We start from the raw sequence: 16,285 nt of genomic DNA, 5'->3' as shown, positions 1-16,285 counted from the left end.
GTCTCTACAAAACTGGATTTGGGAAAGCAGCTAACTGTTGGACAAACTCTTGGTGCGTGGCACTGTTTAATCCCGTTTGAAGAGTTGCGATCGCACTTGGCATATCCCCGTCTAATAGTGCTGAAACAGCCAGCCACAAGCCCGGAAAAACTCGGCTGCGGATAATTCCTTCTGCATCGGGTAGCAGAGAAATATATTCTTCTTCCTGCAAGGAAAACCAATCAATCCGGCGATCGATTACTTGCCAAACGAGATATTCTCTCACCATGCTGCGGCGGTAAACTCGCTTTTTGTCTCGCAGATCGATCGTAGCGGTACTAGCAGCAATTTCGGCAACAAATTCGGGCGCGCCTACGATGTAGCCGTCATCGCTGAGGCTAGTTGCACCGCCTCGTCGGGAATCAATTAGCAGTACAGCATCGGGCTGGGGTTCGTTATCCACGTCGAGACGCACGGTGGGGTTATCGCCGAGCCGAGTATGACAGGTAAAAGCAGCATAAAAGCCCAGACAAGTCATCAGGCGAGCATGGGGTTCGGCGTGGGGTTCAAAGCGTAAGGGTGAAGCCATATAAACAATTCCTTCGATCAATTCTGCTTTTTTGAGTCCCGGCATCGCTGTATAGCGTCGCTCGAATTCGGCACGGGTTAGCAAATCGCCATTTTCCAAAGGAGGGATGCTGATGCGGCTGAGATTTGCGGGAGCAATCATGGCTTTTCTCCTGTTGTTATGCGTCGGTATCTTGAATTTTATCTAATTTTAGGCATACCTGTAAGCCAGAGTTATATTATCAGAAATAAATGCTGTGGCAAATGAGTACCAAATTGGCCAGTCAATGGGCGCTAAAAATCTTGTTCTTAATCGGATCGATCGCCCTAATTTCCCTTATTTCTGAAACGCGACAAACAGCAAACTCACATTCGCTCGCCCAAAAAATCGCACCCGTTGAAAATCCCCCGCCAAACCTCCTGAAACCCCGAAAACTCAAAACACCCCATTCTCCCTCCCCAACTCCCTCTCCCAAACCTCCCGAACAACCTTTAGTCTTCGCACCGCCCGCGCAATTTCGCAGCCAAATTGTTTATAAAGCCAGTATTAACAACTCAAAAGTTATCGCCCTGACATTTGACGATGGCCCTTCGCCTGAAACTTTGAAAATATTAGAAATTTTGCAGAAACATCAAGCTGTAGGCACATTTTTCTGCTTGGGCACCAATTTGCGGGAGTATCCAGAAATTGCGAAAAGAGTTGTGCAAGCGGGAAATGCGATCGGCAATCATACTTGGCATCACTATTCTCACAATGTTACCGAAAAAACAGCATCGGATGAAATAGATAATACTGGTGTTCATATTTATCGATCGACTGGGGCAAAAAGTTTCTTGTTTCGCCCTCCCGGCGGCCGCTTAAATAACGGTTTGGCAGATTACGCTAAAAAGAAAAATTATGTAGTCGTGATGTGGTCGATCGACCCTAAAGACTTTCTGCAACCTCCGGCCGCTGCGATCGCCCGTACCGTGCTATCCCAAGCTTCAACGGGGGCGATCGTATTGTTGCACGACGGCGGCGGAAATCGCCAGCAAACAGTCGAGGCACTATCTGCAATTATTCCCAAACTCAAACAGCAGGGATATCGTTTTGTAACCGTGCCGCAATTGCTGCAAATGCAAGCTGGACAAAAACAGCGAATTGCCGATCGAAAATCCCAATGAACAGACCTCTGAACCCAATTAACTTACTCAGAATTTCATCTGCGTTCATTTGCGTTCATCTGCGGTTAAAAATCCAACTATGCTAAACTTATTAATAACCATAAAACCCTTTATTAATCATAATGCAAAAACTACAAGCAAGAGATATCAACCTCCGCTATCTAATCGATAACTTCGGCTTGCAGCGAGTTCGCAACAGCGAATTTTTCCGAGAATGGCAAGAAAACTTACCCGAAATAACGGACTCAGAAAAACAATTGCTCGATCGCGTCCAAGACATATACTTCAACTTGGTAGACACCCCGCCTGTCTTGGAAAATGCAGTCAAGCTAACAATCATCAGCCCGATTTTGTTTATTGCCGGTCTCTTTGAGTCTCCTTTTCAAGTCAAAGCCGAAAAGTCTATCGCCATTCAAGAGGAAGACGAAGGCAGAATCATCGAAGGCAGAATAGATATCCTAATTATGAAAGCAAACTTGTGGGTGACAGTAATTGAATCCAAACAACTTTCGTTTTCAACTGACGAAGCACTTGCCCAACTCCTGACATATATGCTGGCAGATCCCAATCCTGAAACTCCTACTTTTGGGATGATTTCTACAGGTGCTAACTTTAGTTTTGTCAAGTTAGTTAGAGGGGAAACTCCCCAGTATGCGCGATCGGCTGAATTTGTTGTTTCTAATCCCGGCAATGAATTGTACCGCGTTTTGCAGATTTTGAAACGCCTGAGTCAACTTCCAGACTAGCAATAAAAGCCATTTTGAGTTATCTTTCAAAGCAGACAATATCTAATATCTCAAATTTCAAACTGGTGCGAGCATGGTAAATTACTGGATAGTCGGCGGTGTGGCAATAGCTTCTGTCTGCTGGGCAGAAATAATACGAGACTTTTATCACGTCGTGTCCCATTATTGGGCACCCCTGCAAAAGCTGCACACTTGGCATCACCGCGTTTTCCGCCCGAATTTGACCCCCGTCAGCGAGACAATTTACAAGCAAGCACACTGGCGTCACGACGTGCCCGAAGCTGCAGCGATGATGGTTTTAGGCTTGTTGCTGTGGGTTGTAGCTTTTTTGGGGCTGCCGGAATATCACTGGGGCGCAGCAGCGGGTTGTATTTATACTTTAGGCTTTTTGTTGAGCGCGATCGCCCGCGGGTGCGGCATCAAAGGTGCAGACGAATTAACCGACATAACTCACCAACCGGGACACTTCCTTACTCCCCCTGGCAAGTGGTTAGTTAATAAACCTTATCACTGGCGGCACCACTTCGACAATCAAAATGCTTACTATTGCGGTACTTTCACCTTAATAGATAAACTTATGGGTACAGCACTTTCTCTCAAAGGCAAAACTGTAGCCGTCACCGGTGCATCGGGAACTTTAGGTCGTTCGCTTCTCAAACACCTTCACAAAGCTGGTGCAAAAGCGATCGCCCTCACCTCTGGAAATGAAGAAATTACTTTGAATTTAGACGGCGAAAGTTTACCTGTAAAAACCATAACTTGGCAAGCTGGCCAAGAGGCAGACTTAGCCCTATTTTTAGAAAAAATCGATATTCTCGTCATCAATCACGGGATTAATGTACACGGAGAAAGAACAGGAGAGGCGATCGCAAACTCCTACGAAATTAACACTTTTTCCGCGTGGCGGCTGATGGAACTCTTTTTCTTAACAGTCCGCACTAACGAAAACATTGCTTGCAAAGAAGTCTGGATCAACACTTCAGAAGCAGAAGTAATTCCCGCTGTCAGTCCCCTGTACGAACTCAGCAAGCGCGCCCTGGGAGATTTAGTCACCCTGCGCCGGCTAGACGCACCCTGCATCGTTCGCAAACTAATTTTAGGGCCGTTTAAAAGCAACTTAAACCCGATCGGCATTCTGTCTCCAGATTGGGTAGCGCAGCAAGTTGTCAAACAAGCTAAAGCCGATGCGCGCAACATCATCGTGACAATTAATCCTTTGACTTTTATCGTTTTTCCAGTCAAAGAGTTTTTTGTTTCTCTCTACTTCCAACTCTTCAGCCGGAAATCGATTTCAGAGATTAAAGCAGCGGCGGTTTCGGAAAAATCTAGCGTTGAATCTAAGATTAATTAATCAACAAGAAACCCGGTTTTTTACATAAACCGGGTTTCTAACTTGGGATGTAATACCCCTTTGATTCTTTTGTCCCTCTCTGCGGAGACTAAATTTTGTGTACGATGGGTTTCAACAGCCGAGTCTTATCTAATTACTAACCTCAGCCATTTCAATGACCCTGCCGTCGTAATCCTTGACCAAAAAATTCAGTGGCTTTTCCCGGCGAATTTTATAACTAATGCCGCGAGTTTGTACCCTCATCAATAGCTGATCCAAACATTCGCGATCGAAACAAACGTGACGCGGGCGATTTTTTTCTCCTACACCAGCGCCGCTAATAATGTGCAGTTGGGTATTTTTCATCAACTGATACCACAAACCCTCGGGACTCCCCATGGTTTGAGAGCTCGTTGCCCTCCCGACATTCGGCGACAAATACAGCGGATCGATACCAGTTGTCCCCAAAGTTTGCTCGTAATTGTAGTAGTAGTGCAGCGGCACTTCTGCTACGGGCAGGTTTAGCATACCTTCATAGAACTCCCTCGCTTGTCCGAGATCGGATACCATCACCGTATGTACCTTCGGAGCACTGGTGAGAAACATCCACATCGCCCCCGCATAGGCTGCCAGCAGCATCACCATAATCCCTTGAGTGGAAAACAAGCTGTCCAGGGGCAGAGACGGCAAAAAAGAGCTCAAGTACAAAGGCCCAAGTCCAAAAGCAATAAAACTAACTGCTAGAGTCATGAATTATAAGAAAGGGTAAACAACGAAATTTATCAAGATTGCAGTCGCGATCGCCCGCGAGACTTAAACTATTAGCTTAGCCATCTATGTTAGCAAAAACTAGCGGTTAAGCCCTACCCGATGAAAGTCTTTGTATACGGCACACTCAAACCGGGGGAGTCCAACTACCTCCGCTACTGCGAAGGAAAAGTTGTGGATGCTTGCCCCGCGATCGCCCGCGGTCAACTTTTTGCCCTGCCGATCGGCTATCCTGCGATGATGGCCGGAGATGGCACAGTCTGCGGTTTTCTCCTCTGTTTCGCAAACTCGGCTATTTTGGACGATTTAGACCGATTGGAAGATTATCATCCCCTGCGGGAACCGACACAAAACGAATATCAGCGGCAGGAAATCGAAATCTTCGATCGACACCTCAAACCTCTAGGGACGGCTTGGGCATACTTCATGTTACCCGATCGCGTTCGTTCCCTAGGAGGCATCTGGCTGCCCCACGGCAGGTGGGAAAATAGGTTTTTCACCAAATAAGGTGGTTAATGCCGATGAGCTTAGGAAAGTGCCATTGCAGTGGGCGAAGGCGGCTCGAACCTGTAACCGTAACCCCGAATAGTTTTAATAAACTGCGACCCCGTAGCATCAACTTGAATCATTTTCTTGCGAATCTGACCGATATGCACGCTAACAACTTGCTTTTCTCCTGTGTCGTCGCAGTTCCACCCCCAGATTTTTTCGATTAGCTGTTGGTGACTCCAAGATTGACCGGAATGACTAGCCAACAAATACAAAATATTAAATTCCAAGGCTGTTAACTTGATAATGCGATCGTTGAGTGTTGCTTCCCGGCGCGCTGAATCGATCGCGAATTGATCGAATACAATACGTGATGGAGTCACAGGTCTCATCCGTCTCAACACAACTTCTATACGAATTGCCAACTCGGCCAAACCAAAGGGTTTGCAGATATAATCATCAGCACCGGCGGACAGGACTTTAATTTTATCCGCTTCGTCTGTACGGCTGCTTAGCATTACCACAAAAACATTAGTACGGCGCTGCATTTCCTGGCAGAGGTGATAGCCTGTAGTATCCGGCAAATTCCAATCAAGAATTACTAGCAGTGGCTTGAATTTTTCAAACAATTCTAAAGCCGTCTCGCCATCTGCTGCCGAATCTACTTGATATTTCTGAGTTAAAAAACGATGAACTAAAGTGCGGATGGATGGGTCATCATCCACAACTAGAATCTTGGGAGCAGTATCTGTAGTCATCACAAAAAAAAATTTTTATTGTCAGTTGAAACTTGGCAATAACAGTACAGCTTTAGTCAAGCATAAACCCCAGCTCGCTCCAAATAACTGGCAATTCTTCAATTAACTTAGCTTGGAGGTCAAAAGGCTCTCCCATATCCCAAATTTTGACTTCTAGACGTTCGTTAAATACGGTTATTTCAAGGCCGATCGGAGTTTCAAATGGCAGATTTTTGTGAGCGTGTCGAACAGCATTTGTAAACCCTTCTATCGTAGCAAGTTGGCACTGCTGCAAAACTGCTTCGGGAATGGGTAGATACTCTAAAAACTGCTCGACCCACCATAAAACTTGAACAACACTCTTGAGGTCAGTATTGAGTTGAAGGTGAATTGTTTTAATTGGCTGGTTATAAGTTTGACAAGATTGGTAATTTTGTTGCTTTTTCCACTTCAAAATAAAGGAATTCCACAAATCAAGTACCCGCTTAAAATAACCAGATTGAGGCGGAGGTTGGGGTGGTATTATACCTGGATGAAAATATTTCACAATTAACAGACAGTTTCGCTCGTCAGAAGTGCGTGTATAGCTTAGCTTGTCGGCAATTTTGCTAATAAGTTTTATGCCTATTCCCCGGGAGGGAATGTCATTTATACTATTTCTCATGTTGCTATCCTTTCTCATTATTTAATAGGTAATTTTTAGAGACACAACAGAATGGCATTCTGAAGAGTTAATTTTGCCTGATTTATGCCTGACTTTTCCCGTATGCCGTGCAGTTGTTGTCAGGATCATTTTCTCTTTGTTGCTGGGGTCTTGACAAACTCAGTTTGCGATCGCTAAACTGAGCTAAAATTGACATTGACAATTAGAAAAGTAAATTATATAATGACGACCCTCAAAGCCTCTGAGGAGGGATTAGTAAAAATTAAGCAAGCTAGAAGAGAAAGGGGCTCGACAATAGAAGACCCCAAATGGTTAGTAGAAGCTAGTCAAAAATTAGAACCCGATCGAACTTGGACAGAAGCCGGGCCCTATGCCGATGGCCTCTCCCTGCCAACTTGGAGGCGTTTTTTAGGAGGAAGAGAACCCATTAAAGCTAATGCTTTCAAGGCTTTCTGCACGGTTTTGCAGTTGAATTGGGAAGAAATTGTCGATCGTCCTTCTTTAGCCCCCCCTTACCAAGGGGGGGTTGGGGGGGTTAGAGATTTTTGCCAACAGCATATTGATTCGGTAGTGGAAGAGATACGGCAAAAATGCCACAGCAAAATCCAACAGCTTTACAGCAAAATGCAACTGTTGGATATTGCCCAGCCCGTTGATGTCAGCAAGCTCTACGTTGAAGTCAACATTTTGGAGGAAATTACCAGTTGGCAGCCGGGAGAAATTCGCGATTTACTCAGAGGCTTCAACCCAGATGCGGATAACTTTAACCGCTTAGGATTAGGTAAAGTATGCCAGAAACGAGTACCAGGATTGGATGCGGTGAAATCTCACTCTAAATTGATGGTACTCGGCAAACCTGGTTCCGGTAAAACTACCTTTTTGAAACACATTGCCATTCAGTGCGATCGCGCCAAATTTGAAGCCAACAAAATACCGATTTTTATCTCTCTGAAAACCTTTGCTGAAATCGCTAATCTTGACTTATTAGAATATATCAGCGACGAATTTGCCAGTTGCGGAGTTGAGGCGCGATCGCAAACTGAATTCGTACTCAGTCAAGGCAGAGGCTTGATTTTATTGGACGGCTTAGATGAAGTGCCAGAATCAGATAGCGATGCAGTCGTCAGACAGATTCGTCAGTTTGTCCAAAAGTATTACAACAATCAGTTTATTATTACCTGTCGAATTGCCGCTTCTAAGTACAGATTTCACGACGAAGCCTTTACCTGTGTTGAGGTAGCGGATTTTAATTGCGAACAAACCGCTGCCTTTGCTAAAAATTGGTTTGGAGCATTTTCCCAGAATCTGGAGGCAGGGAAAGCTTTAGCCTCTCAATTTGTAGAGACGCTGACACTGCAAAAAAATCAGCAAATTCGAGAACTGGCAATAACGCCAATTTTGCTTAATCTGACTTGTTTAGTATTCCAAGCCAAAGCAGATTTCCCATCCAACCGAGTCAAGTTGTATGAGGAAGGACTGGAACTTATGCTCAGAAAATGGGATGAAACTAGAGGCATTCAACGGGATGAAGTTTATCGAGATTTGAATTTGTGCCGCAAGAAACATTTACTTGCTTTTGTGGCAGCTATTACTTTTGAGCGGGGCGATTACTTTTTTGAAAAAAATCAAATCCAACAAGTGATTGCCGACTATCTGGCTAACTTACCCGATGCCACAACTGACCGCGTTCAGTTAGAAATGGATAGTGAGGTTGTCCTGAAGGCGATCGAGGCACAACATGGCTTATTAGTGGAGAGGGCAAGAGGAATTTATTCGTTTTCTCATCTAACATTTCAAGAGTATTTCATGGTTATAGAAATAGTTAACAATTCCGAGCCACAAGCTTTGGAAAAAATGGTCAGCCACCTGATCGAGAAGCGTTGGCGAGAAGTCTTTTTCCTGGCGGCTGGGATGTTGCGAAAAGCTGATAACTTATTGCTGTTAATGAAACAGCAAGTTGATGCACTCGTCGCGGACGATGAGCAGTTACAGCAGTTTCTAATGTGGATAAGAAATAAATCTATTTCCGTTAATGAACCCTATAAACGATCAGCTATCCGCGCTTTTTATATGGGTAGAGAGGTAGAGCGCGTTAGTAACCGTAGTCCTCACTTGGAGGTTGACATAAGTTTGATCCATAGCCTTGGTTATGCCATTGACCATACCTTTAGACCACCTCTGAGACTTTTTTTATTTGACTTTACTTTTTCTTCTTTTTCTGACAATACTTCTTCTTCTGACGATGAACGCGATTCTGATTTGACTATTGATATTCTTCTTGATCTTGGAATGCTCTATGCACTTGACCTTAATATTTCCTATGTTTATGCTGCTGCGTCAGCTCGCAATCTGATCTCTATCCTCGTCTTTACTATGAATTTGAATCTGGAACCTGAATTGAAGCTATCGCTACAACAACTCAAAAAACAACTATATGATTCAACATATACCTACAAAATGCAGGCGTGGTGGAAAATGGAGCGGGAGTGGTGGAAAGCTAAAGGTCAAGATTGGACTCAGCAATTAAGAAATGTGATGATTAAATATCGGAATATAGGTCACGATTGGCAATTTAGCGAACAGCATAAGTCATTGCTGAAGAATTATTACGATGCTAATAAATTGCTGGTAGATTGCCTCAATAGCGGTTGTAATGTATCTCCTGCTGTGCGGCAGGAAGTAGAGGAGACATTGCTGTTGCCGATCGCAAATATCAAAAAAACAGGTGACAAGTGCGATCGCCCGCTCTAATTCCACTAGCTACCTACTCCGATATTAAGATGCGATCGCCCTACAATAAGTCATTCAAAGCCAGGAAAGTGTCAAAGGATATATCCACTTGAAAAACTGAGAAAAACCGCAAAAGCCCCCTTATCTAGGGAGCTTAGCAACTTCATTTATGCTCAAAACAGAAATCCTATTGTGCCTTTGGCAATGACTTTTGAGGGCTTGCTACACCAACTTTGGGAATATCCACGATCGGTGCATTCACCCCAAGCATCAAATCGTTGGGATTAACAATCTCCACCAGAGGCTCGTTTAAAGCCACCATCAAACCGTCAGATTCAGCAGGAACTGGCGATCGAGCAAACTCGGGAGCAAACAATTGGCGGCCGCCACCGACACCAGACACCACCGCAATCAACAAAGCTGCGATCGCACCTCCACCCAAAATCCAAGTTCGTTTCGGCTTGCGTTCCACCCGCTGCAAAACCTTCGCCGCCAACTCCTGTGCTGATTGTTCCGCAGCAGGCACCGGCATTGCCTGAAAACTCTGCTGCATCATCAGCAGTCGCGAGTACAAACGTTTTGTAGTGGGGTCATTTGCCAGCCAGTCCTCAACTTGCCGACGTTCTGCAGCCGTCACTTCGCCGTCGAGGTAAGCACTCAGCAATTCAAAGCGATCGCGCATCATAGTAGTTACATTCCCCTGGGGATAATTGTTTTTAGCTTGATTTTCAGCGAGTGAATCCCCGATACCTTGCTGATGCTGATTTTTATCCGATTCAAAGTTATAATTCATATTTCAAAGTTGCTTTTATTGGGGAAGGATGCCCCGGCTATTAGAATGATTTACTGCTTATTTATATTTTAAAAGAGAAGTTTTGATATGACAGCAAACATGACCAAATCTTCTCGATCGACCTCTAAAAGCACTATTGCTAATTACCATCGAGATATTTTTGCAATTCCAACTGCAATCTTTGGCGAGCTCTAGCAATTCTCGACTTGACAGTTCCCAGAGAAACTCCGGTCATTTCGGCTATTTCCTCATAGGCTAAACCTTCAATTTCTCTTAAAACAATTGTCGTGCGGAATACTTCAGGCAAATCTGCGATCGCCACCCGCAACTGGTCGTAAAATTCTCTAGTCGTCAAATCTTCATCAGGCCCCGGACTGTCGGCCGGAATTTCCCAATCAACCTCGCCATCTTCCAGAGCACGGGGTACGTCCAGCGACAGCGGAGTTCGCACCCGTTTGCGCTTCCGCAACTCGTCATAAAACAAATTAGTGGCGATGCGGCTCAGCCAGCCCCGAAATTTAACAGGCTCTTGCAAGCGGTTAATATTGCGGTAGACCCGAATCCACACTTCCTGAGCCAAGTCTGCTCGGTCTTGCCAGTCAGGGGCCAAGTGATAGAGTACCCTGTCTACGTGGGACTGATACCGCTTCAACAGTTCTGAAAAGGCAGTGCTTTCAGGTCGATTTCCTTCCTGACAACGCAACACCAAGTCATAATTAGAGAGTTTTTCGGCTGGCAATTGCACTCTTTGAACGGTCGCCACAACCGCAGACCAGGACACGGAAATAAAGTCGCTCATCGGTGGAATTGGCTCATCGAACATTCCACACTTTTTGACGCTAGCAGATCCCGATTGGTTCCCGCACTCGGAAACTGCCATCGGCTTGAGTCATCAGACACTCAATAGACTGCTGACTGCTTACTAATGCCCGACAACCTCGCACGCTCCAATACTAACCCAACTACTAGAACCGTCAGCCCAATGTTCCTTTTTCCAAATCGGTACATTGTGTTTGAGCGTATCTATGGCGTACTGGCAAGCTGCAAATGCCGAGTCCCGGTGGGGACAGCCAACAGCCACCAGTACGCTGATTTCGCCCACCTGCAAGTGTCCGACGCGGTGGTGAATGGCGACCCGATTGACATCGACCCACTGGCGGCGGATTTCCGTAGCTATTTGCTGGAATACTCGCACCGCCATCGGTTCGTAGGCTTGATATTCTAGGGAAATTACAGCTTGACCGTCAGTTTGGTTGCGGACTGTACCGCTCATCATTACCACGGCTCCGTTCGCGGGGTCATCTGCCAAAGCGTATATTTCCTCTACAGACAAGGGCGCTAAGGTAATGGCGAAGCTGTCTGATTCATGGCGTTGAGGAATTGTGCCGATCGAAAGTGCAGCGCTAGAGTTCATTGCCAAAGAAGTGGTGCTGGATAAGTTAATTGATCTTGACACAAATCAAGTCGCGATGGATTTGTCTTGCATTCTTGTCGGGGACACAGGGAGACTAATTTTTAGACCAATCTCGTAGCACGGGCAAGGACCCGACGCCATTGCCCCCACCTTCTGCACAAGTGCGATCGGCTACACTATGACTGGCCAGAACCAAATTAAGATTGTGCTGGAAGACGAGCGGGATGCTTGTTAGATCAAATTAACTGCCGATATTGCTGTAGTAATTCAATAAATAAGCACCCAAATAATTAGTGTCATTCGCAACTCAGTACAACCAATTCCCTACCCCAATCGATAACTTCTTTCCCTTTTTAATGACACACTTAAGTTTAATTATGCCCGGAGTTCTGATCCGCGTCGGCAAAATTTTTAACAGCAGATGTAAACTTTATTTATTTTTTTGTTCCGGAAAGCTACTTAGATGACATGATATACCTGTGCAGGGTTGAGGCAAATTGGCGGATACTAGGCAAAAGCAAAACCGTAACGCCCTTATGTGCCTTTTATGAAACATAAGTTAATAGTTTGGGCTGTTAATTGAGGTTTCGACCTGAGTCTGCACCAATAAATGTTAAAAACAATCACGAGGAAACTATGGAAGCACTAGCATTGAGCCACTCTTTTGTTGCTTATGAATCTCCAGAGTCCGAACTCCAAGTCAAGTCGTTAGACCAACTGGGCTTGAAAATTCCTAATTCTGCATGGATAGGCGTTGCAGGTATGGCAGTAGCTCTATCTGTTCTGGGTGTCCCAGGCGAAGCGCAGGCAAGTTGCGGCTACTCCCGTTGTGGCGGTCACAGCCGTCACAGCTACGCTGAAGTTGCCACCAACGGCGGCCGACTGAATATCCGTCACCGCCCCGATGGCTGTTCTCATGTCATCGGCAAGTTATACAATGGAGACAATGTGGCATTGACCGGTCGTTACAGAAACGGCTGGGCTCAACTCAAAGGTGGCGGCTGGGTGAAAGCCTCGTGGCTTTCCTAACTCTTAACTAGAGCACTTTACATTTCTAGAAAGAGTGTCGATCGTTACCCGGTAAAACCGGGTAACGATTATTTTAAAGAGGCGATCGATCCTGTAAATAATCGAATATCCGAAATTCCTGACTAACAACTAACAGCCTAAACTTTACCGCCGCCAATTAGATAAAGTAATGCCATCCGCACCGCCACCCCACTGGTAACTTGCTGAGAAATCAGGCTAAACTGGGCATCGTCCATCAAATCCGAACTAATTTCCACTCCCCGGTTAACCGGACCTGGGTGCAACACCTTCACATCAGGCTTGCAGAGTTTCAGCCGATCGCGCGTAATCCCGTACAAAGAATGGTACTCTCGTAAACTCGGCAGCAAATGGTCGCTCATCCGTTCCTTTTGCAGCCGCAAAGTCATCACAAAATCAGCATCGGCCAAAGCAGGTTCAAGCTGCCAATGCAAAAATAACTTGCCTTCCCTACCATCGCCACACTCAGCAAACAACAGCGGTAGCAAAGTTGGCGGCCCGGCCAAATGAACCTCTGCCCCAGAAGCCGTTAAACTCCAAATATTAGACCTAGCAACCCGCGAATGCAAGATATCCCCCACCACAGCAATTTTTTTGCCCGCTAAAAGTTCCAGCCGCGGACGTTCGGTATCTAACAGAGCACAAATAGTAAATAAGTCTAGCAAACCTTGCGATGGGTGTTCGTGCTGGCCGTCTCCAGCATTCAGAACGCTGACTCTCGAACCCAAGCGATCCATTTCCGAAGCAATCGTGCTGGGAACTCCAGCTTGTTCGTGCCGGATTACCATCAAATCCGTTCCCATCGCCAGATAAGTCTTAGCCGTATCCAGAATCGTCTCCCCCTTCGTTAGAGAAGAACTTCCCGGCGTAAAATTTAGCGTATCCGCCGACAGCCGCTTCGCCGCCAACTCAAAACTATTGCGAGTCCGGGTAGAAGGTTCAAAAAACAAATTCGCGACCACTTGACCCTGCAGGGCCGGCACTTTCTTCGTGCGGCGGCCGAGCACCTCCCGAAAACTGGCTGCAGTTTGCAGCACCGTATCGTATTCGTCCGAGGTAAAATCAGCCAGAGTGAGAATGTGTCGCCTTGTCCAAGTCATACAATTTTAGATTTTAGATTTTAGATTTTAGATTTTAGATTGACTCAATCAGGACGGATGATGGGTTTGGAACTTGCTGGTACGCCCGCTCAGCAGTCGCCTTTGAATGTTCGATCGACATTTACGGGTGGCGATTAACAGTATCCAACAATTTTCGATCGCTTTTGCGGTGAGTAGAGTTATAATCAGTTTATGTAGCTCAGACCCGACTCTCACAGCGAACCCAGCGTCGAAGGCGAAACAGGTGTGGTTTACCCGCAGGAAAGCGGAAATTACGCTCTAGCAGCGAAAGAGTAGTTGCAGTTTCTCCTACGCAAACTCAGCCTTGTCAAGAACAACCCGAACGCAGCCCTTGCATCTACCACTATGTGGAAACAATCGAGGCGGCCAACCTCCCACTGTCGATCGACAGCATATAGCGGGACATTTTAAAGATGATTAATTCTTTGAAGTCGGTCTTGACTCTTCAGTCCTGCTTATAGGCCCTTGTCAAAACGAACTCTGTTAAGATACAAGTTGAATATGTAGCTTCCCGACAAAAATCTACACGTATCTTGGCGAGACTGTTCTTGGCGAAACTGCGGTAAAAAGTGAGAGCTGGGAAGTGGTAATTACACAAGATTTAAACAATTCAAGAGGTATTATGAGCCAGCAGGTTATACAGCCGATGGTTAAGTTCCAGCGTCAGGTGCATTCTCTCGTCACGTCTGACATTATCAAACCGACAGACAGTATTTGGAAAATAGCTCTGCTTTACGGCGACGAATGGCCGTACTGGAAACAGCAATTGCTAGAGTTTGATTTTTCTATGCAAGACCCCGTGAGCGAGTTGATAGCTGTAGAAGCTTGGGACGAAGAATAACAGAGGAGACGGAGGACTGGGGTGTCGGAGAGAAATTTCGAGGTGATCGGGTAAATTTTCTTTCATAAATTTCCGTTGCTAGCTTCTTCCCTCTTCCCTTTTCCCTTTGCCCTCTTCCTAATAACTTGTGATTTTTGACTTGTGACTTTTGACTTCTATTAAAGGGAAGCTGCTAAAGCTCGAGCTAATTGTTGAGCAGTTTGAAAGCGATCCCCAGGCTTAGCTGCCGTGGTTCGCAAAATGGTCTCCCGCAGCTTGGGGGCGATGGTCGGAATATTTTCGAGCTTAAACCCGTAACCTCCAGCTATTTTGCCGTAAAAGTTTTGAGGGCTTTGGGCCGTCAGCAAAAAAATCAAAGTAGGTCCAATAGCATATAAATCCGACTGAGGGAGAGGCTGTCCCCGGTCTTGTTCTGGTGCGGTGTAGCCTTCAACGCCGATGCGAGTCCCTGGAGGAGTGCCGATTTCTTTAACGGCACCAAAATCCAGCACAGTAATGCAATTGTCGCGGTGGCGCACCAGCAAATTAGCAGGTTTAATATCCCGGTGGACGATCGGGGGTTTTTGAGAGTGAATGTAGTCCAAAACCTCACAGGTTTGGATCATCCACTCTATTGCTTGTTGGGGAGCAACAGGCCCGCGGTTGTAGATGCGTTTTTCTAAATCCTCGCCGTGGAGCATTTCCATCACCAAGTATTTTTTGCCCCCTTCCACAAAAAAGTCAAAAAACTGAGGAATTCCCGGATGGTGGAGGGCCTTGAGAGTTTTAGCTTCACGTTCAAACAGTTCTTGAGCTTTGACTATTTGAGCCATATCAGCATTCATTTCCTTGAGGACTACCAGAGAAGCTGCGGGGGAACTTCCGGGTTGTTGAGCTTTCGCTTTATCTCGATCCCAGGCTAAAGTGGTTGTCCCCATACCGCCTTGGCCCAAAGTTCGCAGCACTTGGTAGTGACGGACTGTGCGATCGACTTTAATCGGTTCGCCGCAGTGGATGCAGAATAAATTCCCCGGCGGGTTTCCCGCGTGGGTACACCTCGGTGCCACGAGATTGACGGTGGGGTTCGCCTCAATCTTGCCACCGACTTCAATAGTAACCACTTGGAAATGCAGAATTGGGCCGCCCCGCGCCAACTGAATCAGGGCACCGTCGGATATCCAACCCTGAGACATGAGAATACCGTTCACCAAAGTGCCATTTGTCCCGGAATTGACTAAGTACCACTGGCTGGATCTCCCGCTATTAACTCTTTGCAATTCCAGATGCTGCCGCGACACTAGAGCATTGGGGATCACAACGTGATTTTCAGGAGAGCGGCCGATGCGAATAATGGATTCGCTCTCGAAACTCCACTGTTGCAGGGGGGTCTGTTTGTCTGGATCTAAAAGAGTCAGCAGCATTTTCGATTGATGTGGTTGAACTCCCTGATGTGGCAGTGAGAGTTGGCGGAAATTTACAGATTAGGGGCGTAGGGCTTTGAAAAATTAGAAATTAAAAATTAATTATGAGCTTTACAGGTGAGTTTCACTAAACCTTTATAATATCCTGATTGTGATTAAATATTCCATAAACCATGAATTTATAAATAGTTTTTTGGGAACAATTATTCATAAAATTTGTGAGGGGTCGATTGCTCCTTAAAACACAGCCGATCGATTTAACAATTGCAACAACAAAAACTAAGTAAACAATCGCTAAACTTTTACGTAAATTTGATGTAGCAGCAGATTGTGATGTCAGCCCCACATATATGTAGGGCGGACACTTCCCACCTATGCCCACCTTGCCACGATAGCGATCGAGTATAAAACAGATTTTGCATCATCCCGCCTGCTGACTCACTTCATTTTAGTTAATTTTTTTTCATTATACTAACTATTTTTTTAAGTGAAAGC

At 45.7% G+C, this 16,285-nt stretch carries 16 protein-coding genes; 7 read left to right on the top strand and 9 right to left on the bottom strand.

Annotated elements, in window-relative coordinates; genetic code table 11:
* Positions 1-4 precede the first annotated feature (4 nt).
* A complete protein-coding gene (locus tag QUA33_RS06750; RefSeq protein ID WP_333147510.1) occupies positions 5-709 on the bottom strand; it encodes a Uma2 family endonuclease in 705 nt (234 codons plus the stop codon).
* Positions 710-810: 101 nt separating this feature from the next.
* On the opposite strand from QUA33_RS06750, the gene QUA33_RS06745 reads away from it, so the two are divergent.
* From QUA33_RS06745 to QUA33_RS06735, 3 genes are all read left to right on the top strand, one after another.
* Positions 811-1,710, top strand: a complete 900-nt coding sequence (locus QUA33_RS06745; RefSeq protein ID WP_333147508.1) for a polysaccharide deacetylase family protein — start codon at positions 811-813, stop codon at positions 1,708-1,710.
* A gap of 122 nt (positions 1,711-1,832) precedes the next feature.
* Entirely contained in the window at positions 1,833-2,456 is a 624-nt protein-coding gene (locus QUA33_RS06740) for a restriction endonuclease subunit R (protein WP_333147506.1), read from the top strand.
* Positions 2,457-2,529: 73 nt separating this feature from the next.
* A complete protein-coding gene (locus QUA33_RS06735; RefSeq protein ID WP_333147503.1) occupies positions 2,530-3,807 on the top strand; it encodes a bifunctional sterol desaturase/short chain dehydrogenase in 1,278 nt (425 codons plus the stop codon).
* Between the two features lie 129 nt (positions 3,808-3,936).
* On the opposite strand, the gene QUA33_RS06730 is transcribed toward QUA33_RS06735, so the two are convergent.
* Positions 3,937-4,536: a glyoxalase-like domain protein gene (locus QUA33_RS06730; protein ID WP_333066237.1), complete on the bottom strand. Its 600-nt coding sequence runs from the start codon at positions 4,534-4,536 to the stop codon at positions 3,937-3,939.
* A gap of 120 nt (positions 4,537-4,656) precedes the next feature.
* Between QUA33_RS06730 and QUA33_RS06725 the strand changes: the two genes are divergently transcribed.
* A complete protein-coding gene (locus QUA33_RS06725; RefSeq protein ID WP_190740133.1) occupies positions 4,657-5,061 on the top strand; it encodes a gamma-glutamylcyclotransferase family protein in 405 nt (134 codons plus the stop codon).
* 20 nt (positions 5,062-5,081) lie between these two features.
* Here the strand turns inward: QUA33_RS06725 and QUA33_RS06720 are convergent, their stop codons facing one another.
* Both QUA33_RS06720 and QUA33_RS06715 read right to left on the bottom strand, forming a co-directional pair.
* On the bottom strand, positions 5,082-5,801 hold the full coding sequence (locus QUA33_RS06720) for a response regulator transcription factor (protein WP_333147499.1): 720 nt from the start codon (positions 5,799-5,801) through the stop codon (positions 5,082-5,084).
* A 52-nt stretch (positions 5,802-5,853) separates the two neighbouring features.
* Complete coding sequence (locus tag QUA33_RS06715) at positions 5,854-6,444, bottom strand: ATP-binding protein (RefSeq protein ID WP_333147497.1); 591 nt, start codon at positions 6,442-6,444, stop codon at positions 5,854-5,856.
* A gap of 222 nt (positions 6,445-6,666) precedes the next feature.
* Here QUA33_RS06715 and QUA33_RS06710 point away from each other — a divergent pair, with 222 nt between their 5' ends.
* Positions 6,667-9,195: an NACHT domain-containing NTPase gene (locus QUA33_RS06710; RefSeq protein WP_333147494.1), complete on the top strand. Its 2,529-nt coding sequence runs from the start codon at positions 6,667-6,669 to the stop codon at positions 9,193-9,195.
* 166 nt (positions 9,196-9,361) lie between these two features.
* Here QUA33_RS06710 and QUA33_RS06705 read toward each other — a convergent pair whose 3' ends face one another.
* The 3 genes from QUA33_RS06705 to QUA33_RS06695 form a co-directional block, all read right to left on the bottom strand.
* Positions 9,362-9,967: a zf-HC2 domain-containing protein gene (locus QUA33_RS06705; RefSeq protein ID WP_333147492.1), complete on the bottom strand. Its 606-nt coding sequence runs from the start codon at positions 9,965-9,967 to the stop codon at positions 9,362-9,364.
* Between the two features lie 139 nt (positions 9,968-10,106).
* Complete coding sequence (locus QUA33_RS06700; protein WP_006631278.1) at positions 10,107-10,766, bottom strand: sigma-70 family RNA polymerase sigma factor; 660 nt, start codon at positions 10,764-10,766, stop codon at positions 10,107-10,109.
* A gap of 123 nt (positions 10,767-10,889) precedes the next feature.
* Entirely contained in the window at positions 10,890-11,381 is a 492-nt protein-coding gene (locus QUA33_RS06695; RefSeq protein ID WP_333147569.1) for a molybdenum cofactor biosynthesis protein MoaE, read from the bottom strand.
* A 636-nt stretch (positions 11,382-12,017) separates the two neighbouring features.
* Here QUA33_RS06695 and QUA33_RS06690 point away from each other — a divergent pair.
* Positions 12,018-12,410, top strand: a complete 393-nt coding sequence (locus QUA33_RS06690; RefSeq protein ID WP_333096793.1) for an SH3 domain-containing protein — start codon at positions 12,018-12,020, stop codon at positions 12,408-12,410.
* Positions 12,411-12,547: 137 nt separating this feature from the next.
* On the opposite strand, the gene QUA33_RS06685 is transcribed toward QUA33_RS06690, so the two are convergent.
* A complete protein-coding gene (locus tag QUA33_RS06685; RefSeq protein WP_333037021.1) occupies positions 12,548-13,528 on the bottom strand; it encodes an aspartate carbamoyltransferase catalytic subunit in 981 nt (326 codons plus the stop codon).
* Between the two features lie 643 nt (positions 13,529-14,171).
* On the opposite strand from QUA33_RS06685, the gene QUA33_RS06680 reads away from it, so the two are divergent.
* Positions 14,172-14,390, top strand: a complete 219-nt coding sequence (locus tag QUA33_RS06680) for a DUF4327 family protein (protein ID WP_006631282.1) — start codon at positions 14,172-14,174, stop codon at positions 14,388-14,390.
* A 158-nt stretch (positions 14,391-14,548) separates the two neighbouring features.
* Here QUA33_RS06680 and QUA33_RS06675 read toward each other — a convergent pair whose 3' ends face one another.
* A complete protein-coding gene (locus tag QUA33_RS06675) occupies positions 14,549-15,790 on the bottom strand; it encodes a protein kinase domain-containing protein (RefSeq protein WP_333147490.1) in 1,242 nt (413 codons plus the stop codon).
* Between the last annotated feature and the right edge of the window lie 495 nt (positions 15,791-16,285).

Origin of the sequence: Microcoleus sp. Pol14D4 (genome assembly GCF_036701245.1) — a bacterium.
GTDB lineage: Bacteria > Cyanobacteriota > Cyanobacteriia > Cyanobacteriales > Microcoleaceae > Microcoleus.
The sequence above is the reverse complement of the archived record's forward strand: the minus strand, read 5'-3'. Positions and strand labels throughout refer to the sequence as shown.

Coding starts and splice junctions, on each gene's coding strand:
- QUA33_RS06745 (WP_333147508.1), top strand. CDS start 811: ATGAGTACCAAATTGGCCAGTCAATGGGCGCTAAAAATCTTGTTCTTA.
- QUA33_RS06750 (WP_333147510.1), bottom strand. CDS start 709: ATGATTGCTCCCGCAAATCTCAGCCGCATCAGCATCCCTCCTTTGGAA.
- QUA33_RS06725 (WP_190740133.1), top strand. CDS start 4,657: ATGAAAGTCTTTGTATACGGCACACTCAAACCGGGGGAGTCCAACTAC.
- QUA33_RS06695 (WP_333147569.1), bottom strand. CDS start 11,381: ATGAACTCTAGCGCTGCACTTTCGATCGGCACAATTCCTCAACGCCAT.
- QUA33_RS06680 (WP_006631282.1), top strand. CDS start 14,172: ATGAGCCAGCAGGTTATACAGCCGATGGTTAAGTTCCAGCGTCAGGTG.
- QUA33_RS06715 (WP_333147497.1), bottom strand. CDS start 6,444: ATGAGAAATAGTATAAATGACATTCCCTCCCGGGGAATAGGCATAAAA.
- QUA33_RS06685 (WP_333037021.1), bottom strand. CDS start 13,528: ATGACTTGGACAAGGCGACACATTCTCACTCTGGCTGATTTTACCTCG.
- QUA33_RS06700 (WP_006631278.1), bottom strand. CDS start 10,766: ATGAGCGACTTTATTTCCGTGTCCTGGTCTGCGGTTGTGGCGACCGTT.
- QUA33_RS06735 (WP_333147503.1), top strand. CDS start 2,530: ATGGTAAATTACTGGATAGTCGGCGGTGTGGCAATAGCTTCTGTCTGC.
- QUA33_RS06690 (WP_333096793.1), top strand. CDS start 12,018: ATGGAAGCACTAGCATTGAGCCACTCTTTTGTTGCTTATGAATCTCCA.
- QUA33_RS06710 (WP_333147494.1), top strand. CDS start 6,667: ATGACGACCCTCAAAGCCTCTGAGGAGGGATTAGTAAAAATTAAGCAA.
- QUA33_RS06705 (WP_333147492.1), bottom strand. CDS start 9,967: ATGAATTATAACTTTGAATCGGATAAAAATCAGCATCAGCAAGGTATC.
- QUA33_RS06675 (WP_333147490.1), bottom strand. CDS start 15,790: ATGCTGCTGACTCTTTTAGATCCAGACAAACAGACCCCCCTGCAACAG.
- QUA33_RS06730 (WP_333066237.1), bottom strand. CDS start 4,536: ATGACTCTAGCAGTTAGTTTTATTGCTTTTGGACTTGGGCCTTTGTAC.
- QUA33_RS06740 (WP_333147506.1), top strand. CDS start 1,833: ATGCAAAAACTACAAGCAAGAGATATCAACCTCCGCTATCTAATCGAT.
- QUA33_RS06720 (WP_333147499.1), bottom strand. CDS start 5,801: ATGACTACAGATACTGCTCCCAAGATTCTAGTTGTGGATGATGACCCA.